The organism is Bradyrhizobium sp. URHD0069, assembly GCF_000701345.1.
In the GTDB taxonomy this organism is placed as follows: domain Bacteria; phylum Pseudomonadota; class Alphaproteobacteria; order Rhizobiales; family Xanthobacteraceae; genus Bradyrhizobium.
This window is the reverse complement of sequence record NZ_JNIJ01000018.1, coordinates 73640-87219: the sequence shown is the minus strand read 5'-3', so window position 1 is coordinate 87219 and position 13580 is coordinate 73640. Positions and strand designations below refer to the sequence as shown.

Sequence of the window (13580 nt, the reverse complement as noted above, 5' to 3'; positions counted from 1 at the left end):
GATTGATGGGCTGGCTGCTCCTATCAATCCCGGATTGCAAATTGACGAACGGTCGCTCGGAGAAGCGCGTGTTTCGCTAAACATCCCGTTAACCGAGAAAGGCCGCGTTTTCACTCCTCCTTGAAGCCATATTCCGGCACGTTGCCGATGGCGCCGTAATATTTGTAAGGCAGGAACTTGCCCGACATCGTGATCTTGACCCGGTCGCCCCTGGGATTGGCGATGCGCTCCATGGCCATGTCGAAATCGATCGCCGACATGATGCCGTCGCCGAACTCTTCCTCGATCAGCGCCTTCCACGCCGGACCGTTGACCATCACCATTTCGTAGAACCGGTAGATCAGGGGATCGGTCGGCGGCATCGGCGTGCCGTCGCCGCGCATCGGCACCTCGTTCAGCATCGCGGTTTCGGATTTTGAAAGTCCGAACAGTTCGCCGGCGTTCGCGGCCTGCGGTTTTGTCAGCTTCATCTGGCCGAGAATGGCGCCGACGATCAGGACTTCGGAATAGCCGCCGATCTTTTCGCAGATGTGTTTCCAGCTCCAGCCGTTCTCGCGCTTGATGTCGAGCAGCTTTTCGGTGAGGTCGGATCGCTTCATTGCAGTCTCCCCTTGTTGAGATCAGCGCGCGATGGCTTGCGCGGAGTTGTCGACCGCCTTGGGCAGCGGGACGATGGTGGGCTCGCCAAGACCCGGGCGCGCCACCAGCACGTTGCGCGGATCGTGACCGGGATTCTCGGCGGTAAAGGTCTTGCTGCGGCTGACCAGGAAATCGACGATGTGGTTGCGCAGCGCGTAGTAATAGGGATGGCGGTGCAGATCGATGCGGCCGCGATCCTTGGGCAGCGGATTTTCGACGATCTCGGCCAGCACGGCACCCGGGCCGTTGGTCATCAGGAAAATTTTGTCGGCCAGATAGATCGCCTCATCCACGTCGTGGGTAATCATGAACGCGGTTTGCCCGGTCTCCAGACAGATGCGGCGCACTTCGTCCTGCAGCGTGCCGCGCGTCAGCGCGTCGAGCGCCGAGAACGGCTCATCCATCAGCATGATCTTCGGCGTGATGCTGAGCGCGCGGGCAATGCCGACGCGCTGCTTCATGCCGCCGGAAAGTTCCGATGGACGCTTGTGTTCGGCGCCGGTCAAGCCCACCAGATCGATGAAGGTTTGCGCGTGCGCCTTGACCTTGGCGCGGTCCCAGTCCCGCCATTTCGAGGTCACGGCATAGGCGACGTTGCCGAGCACCGTGCGCCACGGCAATAGCGCGTGGCTCTGGAAGATCACCGCGCGGTCGAGGCTGGTGCCTTCAATGGCTTGTCCGTCGACGATCACGGCGCCCTCGCTGGGCTGATCGAGGCCTGCGAGAATGTTCAGCACCGTGGTCTTGCCGCAGCCCGAATGGCCGATCACGCAGCCGAATTCACCCCGCGCCATCGACAGCCACAGATTTTCGAATACCGCAATCTCGCCGCCATTGGCGCCTGGATAGCGCTTGGCAATAGCTTCGATGGAAATGAATTTTTCGATCATCGCTATTGCCCCAACGAAGGAAGCGCGCCCCCTCGCCCCGCCGGCTCCCCGCAAGCGGGGCGAGGTGAAACAATGGTTTTCGGGCAAGCCATCTCGCATCACTCCGGAAACGTGACCATGCGCGCGAAGCGCGCGAGAATCTGATCGAGCAGCATGCCGACCACTCCGATCAGCAGAATGGCGATGATGACGTTGGTGATCGAGAGGTTGTTCCACTCGTTCCAGACGAAGTAACCAATGCCGGTGCCGCCGACCAGCATCTCGGCGGCGACGATCACGAGCCACGCGATGCCGATCGAGATCCGCATTCCGGTGAGGATCGTCGGCGCCGCCGCGGGCAGGATCACCGTGAAGGCGCGCCTGACGGTGCCGACCTCTAGCGTGCGCGCGACGTTGATCCATTCCTTGCGCACGGCGGCGACCCCGAACGCGGTATTGAGCAGCATCGGCCATACCGAACAGATGAAGATCACGAAGATCGCCGACAGCCCGGAATCCTTGATGGTGTAGAGCGCGAGCGGCATCCAGGCGAGCGGCGAGATCGGTTTAAGGATTTGAATGAACGGGTCGAGCGCCTTGTTTATCAGCGGCGACATCCCGATCAGGAAGCCGAGCGGGATCGCGACGATCACCGCGAGAAAGTAGCCGAGCCCGACGCGCGCGATCGAATGGCCGAGCTGGATACCAAGGCCCTTGTCGTTCGGACCGTTATCGTAAAACGGACGCTTGAGATGCTCCCACAATTTCGAGCCGACATCGAGCGGCCCCGGCATTGCCGACTTTCCTTGCGTCGCGGTCAGGCCCATCAGCTTGGCGTATTCCGGCGACATGCTGGCAACAGCGCCGGTGCCACGCGTCGCGATATGCCAGGTGCCGACAAAGGCAAGGAACAGTGCGATCGACACGATCGCCGCTCGAAAACGAAGCGAGGAGGTCATGCGGTGTGGCCTCTCACCACGTCGTCCCGGCGAACGCCGTGACCCATAACCCCCGGTGTTGCACTTTGCAGAAGGTCTCTAACCCAATGCCGCAACGAGAGGCCGCGGCGTATGGGTCCCGGCGTTCGCCGGGACGACAAGCGGAATATTCGCGCATCACCCTCACGACGCCTTCCTGATCTTGAAGCCGCTGAGATAGTCCTCGGGCTTGCCGGGATCGAAGGTTTTGCCCATCACCGCAAAACTCTTGGTGGTCGTGGTCGGCGGCGTCAGCCCGGCCTCTTTCATCAGCCTGGTGGCGTCGGTAGCGAGATAGACTTGCGAAGCAATGCCGGCATAATCGATGTCACCCTTGATCTGACCCCAGCGCTTCATCTGCGTCATGATCCAGATCGCAAACGACTGCCACGGAAACGGATCGAAATCGACGCGCTTCGGCTGCGTAACGATATTGCCCAAGCCATCCGCAAACGTGCCGGTGAGAATCTGCTCGAGCACGATCTGCGGCTGGTTCAGGTAATTCGCCGGCGCGATCGCTTCCGCGATCTGCTTGCGGTTCTCAGCCTTGTGCGCAAACGCGGTGGCCTCGATGATCGACTTGAGCAGCGCGCCGTAGGTGTTCGGCATTGTCGTGACGAATTCCCTGGATGCCGCAAACGCGCAACACGGATGCCCTTCCCAGATATCCTTGGTCAGGATGTGGATGAAGCCGACGCCGTCGTAGACCGCGCGCTGGTTCATCGGATCGGGGCCCAAGAAGCCGTCGATATTGTCGGCGCGCAGATTAGCGACCATTTCCGGCGGCGGCACCGCGCGGATCTGCACATCGACATCTGGGTCGAGGCCGTGCTCGGCGAGATAATAGCGCAGCAGATAATTATGCATCGAGTAGTCAAAGGGCACAGCGAACTTGAAGCCCTTCCAGTCCTTCGGGTTGCGCTTGTCCTTGTGCTTGACCGCGAGCGTGATTGCCTGCCCGTTGATGTTCTCGACCGCCGGCATGGTGTAGGGCAGCGGATTGGAGCCGGCGCCCATGGTGATGGCGAGCGGCATCGGCGCCAGCATGTGGGCCGCGTCGTATTCCTTGTTGATGGTCTTGTCGCGAATGACCGCCCAGCCCGCGGTCTTGATGATTTCGACGTTCAATCCGTTCTTGGCGTAAAAGCCCATCGGCGCGGCCATGATGATCGGCGTTGCGCAGGTGATCGGGATGAAGCCGACCTTGAGGTCCTTTTTCTCCAGCGGACCGCCTTCGGCAAATGCTTCGGTGGCGGTCTTCAGCGGGAAGAATTGCGAGAGCGCTGCGGCCGCGGTTGCCGCCCCCACCGATTTCAGGAACGCGCGGCGCGCGACATCGCGCGGAAACATCGCCCGCATTACGGCGGAAGCGACCACGCCCTCGTAGCGCTTCTGCTCGCTCTCGACCGAAGCCTGAGGCTGCAGTCGCATGGCCGCCTGATGCTCGGCTTCGCTGACATGCAGGCCGCAGTTGCAGCCGCTCGAACGAAGTCTGCGGTCGGGATCGAACGGGTTGTCGAATGTGGACATCAATTGCTCCCTGTCGGCGCCTACCGCCAAAGTGCAATCGCTGTGCCATGACGCACGGCATTGACAGAAAGTCGCACGGCTTGTTGCGGTTGCACCCGAGTCCCGCGAAAACCGCTGGTCGGCCGCGCTGCGCTGAGGCGCCAATCAGCCGAAATCCCTCAATGCAGGTCGGAGAATGTATAAAGAGGGCCTACAAAGTAGCAGGACTGCCGTAGTTTTAGGCAAACAACCGGCTTCTAACGGCGATCGAGCAGGCCGGACTCAAGGCGATCGAGTTCGTTGGCGAGGTCGCCCTCAATGTCCGCGACGGCCATATTGATGACCCGATAGCCACGCGCCTCCAGCCACGCCTGCCGCGCGGCGCGCTCATTCGCGATGACCTCTGACTCCTCGGGGTTGATGAGTTCGATCGCCACCCGATGCACGAACGAGACAAAGTCCGGAATGTGCCGACCGACCGGCGTCTGGCGCTTGAATTTTCCGGCGAAGCGGCGATCGGTGGTCAAGGCCTGCCAGAGCATGCGCTCGGCATCGGTCGGATTTCGCCGCAGCAGTCGCGCGAGCCCCCGCACGGTGCCGCTTTCCGATGGCGAGGCGCCCTGCCCGTGCTCGGCGAGCAATGCGCGCAGCCGCGTGGCCTGCTCGCCATCGAGCACGCCGCCCTTGGCCGGGCCCTTGCGTCCCTCGGCGATCGCCATCACCACGCCGTGCAGGGTGTGCATGTCCTGCTTGGTCGGCTCCATGCGGCTGAAGATGTTGCGCAAATTGACCAGCATGGTCTCACGCTTCTCCTTCGGGCGCAGGAATTCGACCTTGTCGAGCTCGCGCACCAGATTATCGAAGAACGCCTGCATCTGATGCTGCGAGGCGCGCTCGGAGCGTTCGGGCATCGCGAACGGCAATGCGCCCTCGGTCGAAAGCTTGAACCATTCGTACCCGATCAGCAGCACCGCCTGCGCCAAGTTGAGCGAGGCGAAGCCGGGGTTGACCGGAAAGGTGACGATGCGGTTCGCCAGCGCGACCTCCTCGTTCTGCAGGCCGTAACGCTCGCGGCCGAAGAGGATGCCGACGGTACCGCCGCCGATGATCTCGGTTGCGATCTCGCGCGCGGCGGCTTCCGGCGGCACCACCGGCTTGGCCTGGTCGTGCGCGCGGGCGGTGGTGGCGAACAGCAGGCTGCAATCGGCAACCGCCTGCTGGACCGTGTCGAACAGCTCGACATGTTCGAGAATATGGTCGGCGCCGGCGGCGGCGCGTTGCGCACTGATATTCGGCCAGCCGTCGCGGGGCTTGACGATACGCAGCCGTGAGAGCGCGAAATTGCCCATGGCGCGCGCTGCCATGCCGATGTTCTCGCCGAGCTGCGGCTCGACGAGGATGACAACGGGTCCGGTGAGGTCGATGCCTGGTTTGGTCTTGTCGGTGCCCGAGCCGGACATCTCACTTCACTTTCTGATTCAGCGTCTGAAGATCTTGAATCAAGTTCCGAAGAAACTGATTCAACACTTCACCGGCGAATCTTTTCGATGGCCCGTCCGGCACAATTTCTCAAGCAAATTAATTGGGTTAGCAACATTTTCGAACTTTCGAGCAAAGCTTCAACCCAAACTTGACGATCCGCAACTTTGCCCGCGTTCGCCTCCCGGATAAAGGAACCTGAAAGCCGGTTCAACGGCGAAGAGGACAAGGGGAAGCTTCCATGCGCCGCAGATGGTCGTTGGCGATTGCGGGACTGATTCTCATCCTGGTCGGCGGATGGATCGCCCATCGGACGCAAACCGCCGGCGGCATCCGCATTGAGGATTGGCGTTTTGCCGGCTCCACGGGCAACACCATGAGTGCCCTAGTCTACATCCCGCCGAATGCGACGCCCGACACACCCGCGCCCGGCATTCTCGTGGTTCACGGCTATATCAATTCGCGGGAAACTCAGAGTGGTTTTGCGATCGAGTTCGCCCGCCGCGGTTATGTGGTCGTCGCCATCGACCAGACCGGCCACGGCTACAGCGATCCGCCGGCCTTCGCGAACGACTTCGGCGGCGCTTCCGGACTGGCGACTCTCCGCAGCCTCCCCTTCGTCGACAAAAACAATATCGGGCTCGAGGGCCACTCGATGGGCGGGTGGGCCGTTCTCGGCGCCGCGAACGGGGCGCCTGATGACTACAAGTCGATGGTGCTGGAGGGCTCTTCCACGGGCCAGCCGTTTGCGGCCGACGGCACCCCCAGCTGGCCACGCAATGTCGCCCTGGTATTCGCGCAATACGAGGAATTCTCCAATCTGATGTGGGGGGTCGAGCGGGCGCGCGACGTCACCCAGAGCCCGAAACTGTGGACCCTGTTCGGCAGCCAGGGGCCGGTCGAACCCGGCAAGGTCTATGGCGACATCGCGCAAGGCACCGCGAGGGTGCTCTACACCCCCGCAATCACCCATCCAGCCGAGCATATTTCGCATCAGGCGATCGGCTACAGCCTCGACTGGTTCGCCAGGACGTTGCAGGGCGGCACGCCGCGCCCGTCCAATGATCAAATCTGGTTCTGGAAGGAGATCGGCACGCTGATCGCGCTGATCGGCTTCGTCGCGCTGCTGGTTGGCGCATTCGATGCCCTGCTCGATGCGCGCTTGTTTTCGCGTCTGAGGCTGCGGGATATTGCCGACGGCACGAAGCCGGCGCACATCGCGGCCGACGGCCGCCGCTGGACCGCGGCCTTTGTGCTCACCGCCTTCATTCCCGCGCTGACATATTATCCGGCGTTCGCATTGGCCGGCACTTTTGTAAAACCGTCCGCATTTCTGCCCCAGGGCGTCACCAATCAGATCCTGGTGTGGGCCGCCATCAACGCGCTGATTGCGCTGGCGCTGATACCGTTCGCGCCCAAACGCGCCAGCCGGACGGGCCTTATCGGGCCGTCGATCCTGATCGCCGTCGCGACCATAATCGTCGGCTATGCCGCGCTATGGCTGGCGGATCGTCTGTTCAAGATCGATTTCCGGTTCTGGATCGTCGCGCTGAAGCTGATGAGCGCAAAACAATTCCTGATCTTCCTGATCTATCTCGTCCCGCTCACGGCGTTCTTCGTGATCACGCTGGATATGCTGCACCGGAATTTTTCTATCATGGGCACAGGCCGCGCCGCGCTTTATCTCACCAACTTCTTTGCGCTGACGCTCGGCTTCATCGTGCTGTTGGCCCTGCAATACGGCACGCTTTGGCTCACCGGAACGCTGTTCAATCCGTTGCCCGATCCCGGCTTCGTGCCGCTTTCCACCATCATCGCCATCCAGTTCGTGCCGCTGCTTGGGATATGCGCCGTCATCGCCACCTTCACCTGGCGGCGCACCGGCTCCAGCCTGCCGGGGGCGCTGATCTGCGGGATCTTGGTGACCTGGTACGTGGTGGCCGGCACCGCCACGCAGGCGGCGTTCTGAACCAAAAGATGGGCTGAAAGTGCCTGCCGCCTTGGCTTTCGTCAGCGCGTTTGCAGTGCTATAGCGCGGATGCAATCTCACCACCCCGCCCGAAACGTGCGATTTCCAAAAAAAGGCCCGACCTGTCATGGCAAAAATCAAGGTGACCAACCCCGTCGTCGAACTCGATGGCGACGAGATGACCCGGATCATCTGGCAATACATCAAGGACAAGCTGATCAACCCCTTCCTCGATATCAACCTGATGTATTTCGACCTCGGGATGGAATACCGCGACAAGACCAACGATCAGGTCACTGTCGACGCCGCCAACGCCATCAAGAAGGTCGGCGTCGGCGTCAAATGCGCCACCATCACCCCCGACGAAGCCCGGGTGAAGGAATTCGGGCTGAAGGAAATGTGGAAATCGCCGAACGGCACCATCCGCAATATCCTCGGCGGCGTGGTCTTCCGCGAACCCATCATCTGCAAGAACGTGCCGCGGCTGGTGCCTGGCTGGACCAAGCCGATCATCATCGGCCGTCATGCGTTCGGCGATCAGTACCGCGCCACCGACTTCAAATTTCCGGGCAAGGGCACGCTGACGATGAAGTTCGTCGGCGACGACGGCAAGGTGATCGAGCGGGAGGTCTACAAGTCCCCGAGCGCCGGCGTGGCGCTGGCGATGTACAATCTCGACGATTCCATCGCCGATTTCGCCCGCGCCTCGTTCAACCAGGGACTGTCGAAGGGCTATTCGGTCTATCTCTCGACCAAGAACACCATCCTCAAGACCTATGACGGACGGTTCAAGGACATCTTTCAGGACATTTTCGATCAGGAGTTCAAGTCGAAATTCGACGAGAAGAAGATTACCTACGAACATCGCCTGATCGACGACATGGTCGCCGCCGCGATGAAGTGGTCGGGCGGCTACGTCTGGGCCTGCAAAAACTACGACGGCGACGTGCAGTCCGACACCATCGCGCAGGGCTACGGCTCGCTCGGCCTGATGACCTCGGTGCTGATGACCCCGGACGGCAAGACGGTCGAAGCCGAAGCCGCCCACGGCACGGTGACGCGGCATTACCGCGAGCACCAGAAGGGCAAGGAGACTTCGACCAATTCGATCGCCTCGATCTTTGCCTGGACCCGCGGCCTGTCGCATCGCGCCAAGCTCGACAACAACGAGGCGCTGGCGAAATTTGCGCTGACCCTGGAGAAGGTCTGCGTCGACACCGTCGAAGCCGGCTTTATGACCAAGGACCTCGCTTTGTTGGTGGGCGCCGACCAGCGCTGGCTCTCGACCACCGGTTTCCTCGACAAGGTTGCGGACAACTTGACCAAGGCGACGGCGTAACTACGCCCTCGCCGTTACGCAGACCCATCAACGTCATTGCGAGCGAAAGCGAAGCAATCCAGAGCCCGGACAATACGACCAGTTACTGGATTGCTTCGTCGCTACGCTCCTCGCAATGACGGCAATTTCAGAGGTGCGACCATGCCGCTCTTTGAAAGAATCACGCTCGCATCGTTGATTTTATTGGGCTCGCTGGCGAGCGCTGCCGCCGCCGAGACCGTTCTTCCCGACGCCATCGCGGCGCCGGGAGAGACCATCGTGCTTTCCGTGCATGCCGAAGGTGCGCAGGTGTACGACTGCAAAGCCGGCACCGACGGCAAGCTGACCTGGGTATTCCGCGAACCGATCGCCACACTTCTGGCCGACGGCAAAACCGTCGGCCGTCACTATGCCGGACCGAGCTGGGAACACAGCGACGGCAGCGCCGTGATCGGGAAGGCCGCCGCGAGCGTCCCGGGCGCGACAGCAAACGATATTCCCTGGCTGAAGCTTGACGTCACTTCCCGGCGCGGCAGTGGCATTCTCAGCGGGGTCACGACCGTGCAGCGGATCAACACCCGGGGCGGAATGCTCGAGGGGCCGTGCGAGAAGGCGGGTGCCTATCGCAGCGTCCCCTACTTCGCGGATTATGTGTTCCTGCGCAAGGGTTGAGCGCGCGACGCCGATCTAATCGAAATTCAGCCGCGCTGGTCAAATCTGACCGCCGCGATCGAGGCCGGCAGCAGCGACGAAGGCGCGCCCGGGCCGCGTCCGGCCTACGGCCCGAACTGGTACGCCGCCTATTTGCGTGATCCCACGGCAACAAGCTCGCAATCGTGTGCGGGAAGCCGGGATAACGCGGCCGTTGGTTCGACGCGCCGCGCTTTCGCCCCAAACGATGTGCGTGCTCCGCCGCGCGAATCCCGGGGAGCGCGAATGCGGCGGATTGTTCGGTTTGGACTGCCTTTTATCATTGTCGTCGCCGGTGCGATCTGGCTCAACAACACCTCGCTCTGGAGTTCGCAGCGCGCCGGGCTGACACGGCTCGCCCATCGCGGTCTGGCCCAGACCTATCCTGCTTCGAGCCTGACCGCGACGACATGCACGGCCGCTCGTATTTTTCCGCCCGAGCATTCCTTCGTCGAGAACACCCTGCCCTCGATGCGCGCGGCATTCGCCGCCGGAGCCGACATCGTCGAACTCGACGTCCATCCGACCTCCGACGGCCAGTTCGCGGTGTTCCACGACTGGACGCTCGACTGCCGCACCGATGGCCACGGTGTCACGCGCGAACACAGCCTTGCCGAGCTGAAGAAGCTCGACGTCGGCTATGGCTATACGTCCGACGGCGGCAAGACTTTTCCGCTGCGTGGCACCGGCACAGGCTTGCTGCCTTCCCTGGATGAGGTGCTCGCCACGTTTCCAGACAAGCGCTTTCTCATCCATATCAAGAGCAACGACCCCGAAGAAGGCCGGCAACTGGCCGGCCGCCTGAAGTCGTTGCCCGAAAGCCAGTTGCAGCGGCTGATGATTTATGGCGGCGCACTGCCGGTGACCGCCGTTCGGCAGTCGCTCGACGTCGCGACGATGTCCGGTACCACGCTGAAACGCTGCCTAATGCGCTATTTCCTGCTCGGATGGTCCGGCTATGTGCCCTCCGATTGCGAACGCAGCGTCATACTGGTGCCGGTCAATTATGCCCCCTGGTTGTGGGGATGGCCGAACCGCTTGCTGAACCGCATGAACGAGCATCATTCCGAGGTCTTCGTCGTTGGACGCTACGACGGCGAGGATTTTTCCAGCGGTATCGATCGGCCTGACGATCTCAGGCTGTTGCCGGCTGGTTTTGCCGGCGGCATCTGGACCAACCGCATCGACCGCATCGCGCCGTTGCTACAGGACCGCTAGAAGCTTCGCGTCGTCGACAGGCCAGCGCTATGCGCCAGCCATCGCTTTTTCGATCGCCGAGAGCGCCGCACCGGCCTTGGCACCATCGGGCCCGCCGGCCTGCGCCATGTCGGGCCGGCCGCCGCCGCCCTTGCCGCCGAGCGCTTCGGAGGCGACGCGCACCAGGTCGACCGCATTGTAGCGGGAGGTGAGATCGCTGGTGACACCGACGACAACGCCGGCCTTGCCGTCGCCGGTGACGCCGACGATGGCGACCACGCCGGAGCCGAGCTGCTTCTTGCCGTCATCGGCGAGGCTCTTGAGATCCTTCATCTCGATGCCTTCGACCGAACGCGCCAGCAGTTTGACATTGCCGACGTCGCGCACGCCCGCGGCACTCGCGCCCGACCCGTTGCCAGCCGACGCGCCGCCGCCCATCGCCAGCTTCTTGCGCGCATCCGACAGGTCGCGCTCCAGCTTCTTGCGCTCTTCCATCAGCGAGGCAATGCGCGCCGGCATCTCCTCCAGCGAGGTGCGCAGCTCCATCGCCGCGGCCTTGGCCAGCGCAATGCTATCGTTGGCATGCTTTCGGGCATGGCGTCCGGTCAGTGCCTCGATGCGGCGAACGCCCGAGGACACCGCACTCTCGCCGGTGACGGAAATCAGCCCGATATCGCCGGTGCGGCGCACATGGGTGCCGCCGCACAGCTCCACCGACCAGCCGAGCGCGTTGCTGCCGCGCTCCCGATCGCTCCTGCCCATCGAAACCACGCGGACTTCGTCGCCGTATTTTTCGCCGAACAGCGCGCGGGCACCGGCTTCGCGCGCATCCTCGAGCGCCATCAGCCGCGTGGTGACTTCTTCATTCTCCAGCACCACGTCGTTGGCGATATCCTCGATGCGGCTCAACTCATCCGGCGTGATTGGCTTGGGATGAGCGAAGTCGAAGCGCAAGCGATCCGGCGCGACCAGTGAGCCGCGCTGCGCGATATGGTCGCCGAGCACCTGCCGCAATGCTTCATGCAAAAGATGCGTCGCGGAGTGATGGGCGCGGATCGACGTGCGCCTGGCGTGATCGACTTCGAGCAACAGCGCCGTACCCGGTTTCAGCGTGCCCTGCTCTACTTTGCCGAGATGCACGTAGAGATCGCCGGCCTTCTTCTGGGTGTCGGTGACGCGAAACCGCAGACCGTCGCCGGTCATCAGGCCGGTGTCGCCGACCTGGCCGCCTGATTCGGCATAAAACGGCGTCTGGTTCAGGACGATAGCGCCGGACTCGCCCGTCTTGAGGCTGTCGACTTCCTTGCCGTCTTTCACCAGCGCACCCACCACGCCTTCGGCGGTCTCGGTTTCGTAGCCGAGGAACTCGGTGGCGCCGAGTTTTTCGCGCAGCGGAAACCACACGGTCTCGCTGGCGGTATCGCCGGAGCCGGCCCATGCCGCGCGCGCTTTCGCGCGCTGACGGTCCATCGCGTCGGTGAAGGATGCAATGTCGACGCTGATGCCGCGGTTGCGCAGGGCGTCCTGTGTCAAATCGAGCGGAAAGCCATAGGTGTCGTACAGCGTGAAAGCCGTGTCGCCGTCGAACATATCGCCTTGTTTCAAGGCGGCGCTCTTTTCGTCCAGGATCGACAGCCCGCGTTCCAGGGTTTTGCGGAAGCGCGTCTCTTCCAGCCGCAGCGTTTCCTCGATCAGGTTTTCGGCGCGCACCAGTTCCGGAAAGGCCTGTCCCATCTCGCGCACCAGCGCCCACACCAGACGGTGCATCAGCGGGTCCTTGGCGCCGAGCAGCTGCGAATGGCGCATCGCGCGGCGCATGATCCGGCGCAGCACATAGCCTCGGCCCTCGTTCGACGGCAGTACGCCGTCGGCGATCAAAAACGATGACGCCCGCAAATGATCGGCGATGACGCGCAGCGACGCCTTCTGCTCGCCCTTCGGATCGGCGCCGGTCAGCTCGGAAATCGCGCGGATCAGGGCGACGAACAGATCGATGTCGTAATTGTCGTGCTTGCCCTGCAGAACGGCGGCAACACGCTCCAGCCCCGCGCCGGTATCGATCGAGGGCTTCGGCAGCGGATTGCGGACGCCGCCCTCGAGCTGCTCGAACTGCATGAACACGAGATTCCAGATCTCGATGAAGCGGTCGCCGTCCTGCTCCGGAGAACCCGGAGGTCCGCCCCAGATCTTGTCGCCGTGATCGTAGAAGATTTCGGAGCAAGGCCCGCAGGGACCGGTGTCGCCCATCTGCCAGAAATTGTCCGAGCCTGCGATGCGGATGATGCGGGACTCAGGGAGCCCCGCGATCTTCTTCCAGAGATTGAACGCCTCGTCGTCGTCGATATAGACGGTGGCCGTCAGCTTGTCCTTGGGCAGGCCGAATTCCTTGGTGACGAGGTTCCACGCAAGCTCGATGGCGCGATCCTTGAAGTAATCGCCGAAGGAGAAATTGCCGAGCATCTCGAAAAACGTGTGGTGCCGGGCGGTGTAGCCGACATTGTCGAGATCGTTGTGCTTGCCGCCGGCGCGCACGCATTTCTGCGACGTGGTCGCGCGCTGATACGGACGCTTCTCGACGCCGGTGAAGACGTTCTTGAATTGCACCATGCCGGCATTGGTGAACATCAGCGTCGGGTCGTTGCGCGGCACCAGCGGCGACGACGGCACGATCTCGTGGCCGTTCTTGGCAAAATGATTCAGAAATGCCGACCTGATTTCGTTAACGCCGCTCATGTCAGTCCAATCGCAAAACCCGTCCGGGATCAGCCCGTAAACGGGGCATTTCAGCACATGCTCCGCCAAAGTGTGAAACGCTTGGCGATAAGGATCACGCGCCCATTTCAACAATTTAGAGCGCGGTCGGGCGCAAAACCGGATTGAACCCCGGATCAAGTCCGAGGACATGCTTTGCTGACCGCGCTCTGGCGCACCGC

The 13580-nt window shown here is 62.4% G+C and carries 10 protein-coding genes; 4 read left to right on the top strand and 6 right to left on the bottom strand.

Annotated elements, in window-relative coordinates; genetic code table 11:
* Nucleotides 1-110 precede the first annotated feature (110 nt).
* The 5 genes from cynS to N554_RS0112435 form a co-directional block, all read right to left on the bottom strand.
* Nucleotides 111-599 (bottom strand): cyanase, encoded by a 489-nt coding sequence (gene cynS, locus N554_RS0112455; RefSeq protein WP_051677467.1) that lies wholly within the window; start codon nucleotides 597-599, stop codon nucleotides 111-113.
* 21 nt (nucleotides 600-620) lie between these two features.
* Nucleotides 621-1529 carry an ABC transporter ATP-binding protein gene (locus N554_RS0112450; RefSeq protein WP_029583764.1) on the bottom strand — a complete coding sequence of 303 codons (909 nt, stop codon included), beginning with the start codon at nucleotides 1527-1529 and terminating at the stop codon, nucleotides 621-623.
* 98 nt (nucleotides 1530-1627) lie between these two features.
* Entirely contained in the window at nucleotides 1628-2467 is an 840-nt protein-coding gene (ntrB, locus tag N554_RS0112445; protein ID WP_029583763.1) for a nitrate ABC transporter permease, read from the bottom strand.
* A gap of 162 nt (nucleotides 2468-2629) precedes the next feature.
* Nucleotides 2630-4015, bottom strand: coding sequence for a CmpA/NrtA family ABC transporter substrate-binding protein (locus N554_RS0112440; RefSeq protein ID WP_029583762.1), 1386 nt, complete (start codon nucleotides 4013-4015; stop codon nucleotides 2630-2632).
* A 236-nt stretch (nucleotides 4016-4251) separates the two neighbouring features.
* Nucleotides 4252-5454, bottom strand: a complete 1203-nt coding sequence (locus N554_RS0112435) for a TrmJ/YjtD family RNA methyltransferase (protein ID WP_029583761.1) — start codon at nucleotides 5452-5454, stop codon at nucleotides 4252-4254.
* Between the two features lie 260 nt (nucleotides 5455-5714).
* On the opposite strand from N554_RS0112435, the gene N554_RS0112430 reads away from it, so the two are divergent.
* From N554_RS0112430 to N554_RS0112415, 4 genes are all read left to right on the top strand, one after another.
* Nucleotides 5715-7442 (top strand): alpha/beta hydrolase family protein, encoded by a 1728-nt coding sequence (locus N554_RS0112430; protein ID WP_029583760.1) that lies wholly within the window; start codon nucleotides 5715-5717, stop codon nucleotides 7440-7442.
* Nucleotides 7443-7569: 127 nt separating this feature from the next.
* Nucleotides 7570-8781, top strand: coding sequence for an NADP-dependent isocitrate dehydrogenase (locus tag N554_RS0112425; RefSeq protein WP_029583759.1), 1212 nt, complete (start codon nucleotides 7570-7572; stop codon nucleotides 8779-8781).
* 141 nt (nucleotides 8782-8922) lie between these two features.
* Nucleotides 8923-9432, top strand: a complete 510-nt coding sequence (locus N554_RS0112420; protein ID WP_029583758.1) for a DUF3455 domain-containing protein — start codon at nucleotides 8923-8925, stop codon at nucleotides 9430-9432.
* A gap of 264 nt (nucleotides 9433-9696) precedes the next feature.
* A complete protein-coding gene (locus tag N554_RS0112415) occupies nucleotides 9697-10668 on the top strand; it encodes a glycerophosphodiester phosphodiesterase family protein (protein WP_029583757.1) in 972 nt (323 codons plus the stop codon).
* 27 nt (nucleotides 10669-10695) lie between these two features.
* On the opposite strand, the gene alaS is transcribed toward N554_RS0112415, so the two are convergent.
* Nucleotides 10696-13380, bottom strand: coding sequence for an alanine--tRNA ligase (gene alaS, locus N554_RS0112410; RefSeq protein ID WP_029583756.1), 2685 nt, complete (start codon nucleotides 13378-13380; stop codon nucleotides 10696-10698).
* Between the last annotated feature and the right edge of the window lie 200 nt (nucleotides 13381-13580).

Coding starts and splice junctions, on each gene's coding strand:
- N554_RS0112430 (WP_029583760.1), top strand. CDS start 5,715: ATGCGCCGCAGATGGTCGTTGGCGATTGCGGGACTGATTCTCATCCTG.
- cynS (WP_051677467.1), bottom strand. CDS start 599: ATGAAGCGATCCGACCTCACCGAAAAGCTGCTCGACATCAAGCGCGAG.
- N554_RS0112420 (WP_029583758.1), top strand. CDS start 8,923: ATGCCGCTCTTTGAAAGAATCACGCTCGCATCGTTGATTTTATTGGGC.
- ntrB (WP_029583763.1), bottom strand. CDS start 2,467: ATGACCTCCTCGCTTCGTTTTCGAGCGGCGATCGTGTCGATCGCACTG.
- alaS (WP_029583756.1), bottom strand. CDS start 13,380: ATGAGCGGCGTTAACGAAATCAGGTCGGCATTTCTGAATCATTTTGCC.
- N554_RS0112425 (WP_029583759.1), top strand. CDS start 7,570: ATGGCAAAAATCAAGGTGACCAACCCCGTCGTCGAACTCGATGGCGAC.
- N554_RS0112450 (WP_029583764.1), bottom strand. CDS start 1,529: ATGATCGAAAAATTCATTTCCATCGAAGCTATTGCCAAGCGCTATCCA.
- N554_RS0112415 (WP_029583757.1), top strand. CDS start 9,697: ATGCGGCGGATTGTTCGGTTTGGACTGCCTTTTATCATTGTCGTCGCC.
- N554_RS0112440 (WP_029583762.1), bottom strand. CDS start 4,015: ATGTCCACATTCGACAACCCGTTCGATCCCGACCGCAGACTTCGTTCG.
- N554_RS0112435 (WP_029583761.1), bottom strand. CDS start 5,454: ATGTCCGGCTCGGGCACCGACAAGACCAAACCAGGCATCGACCTCACC.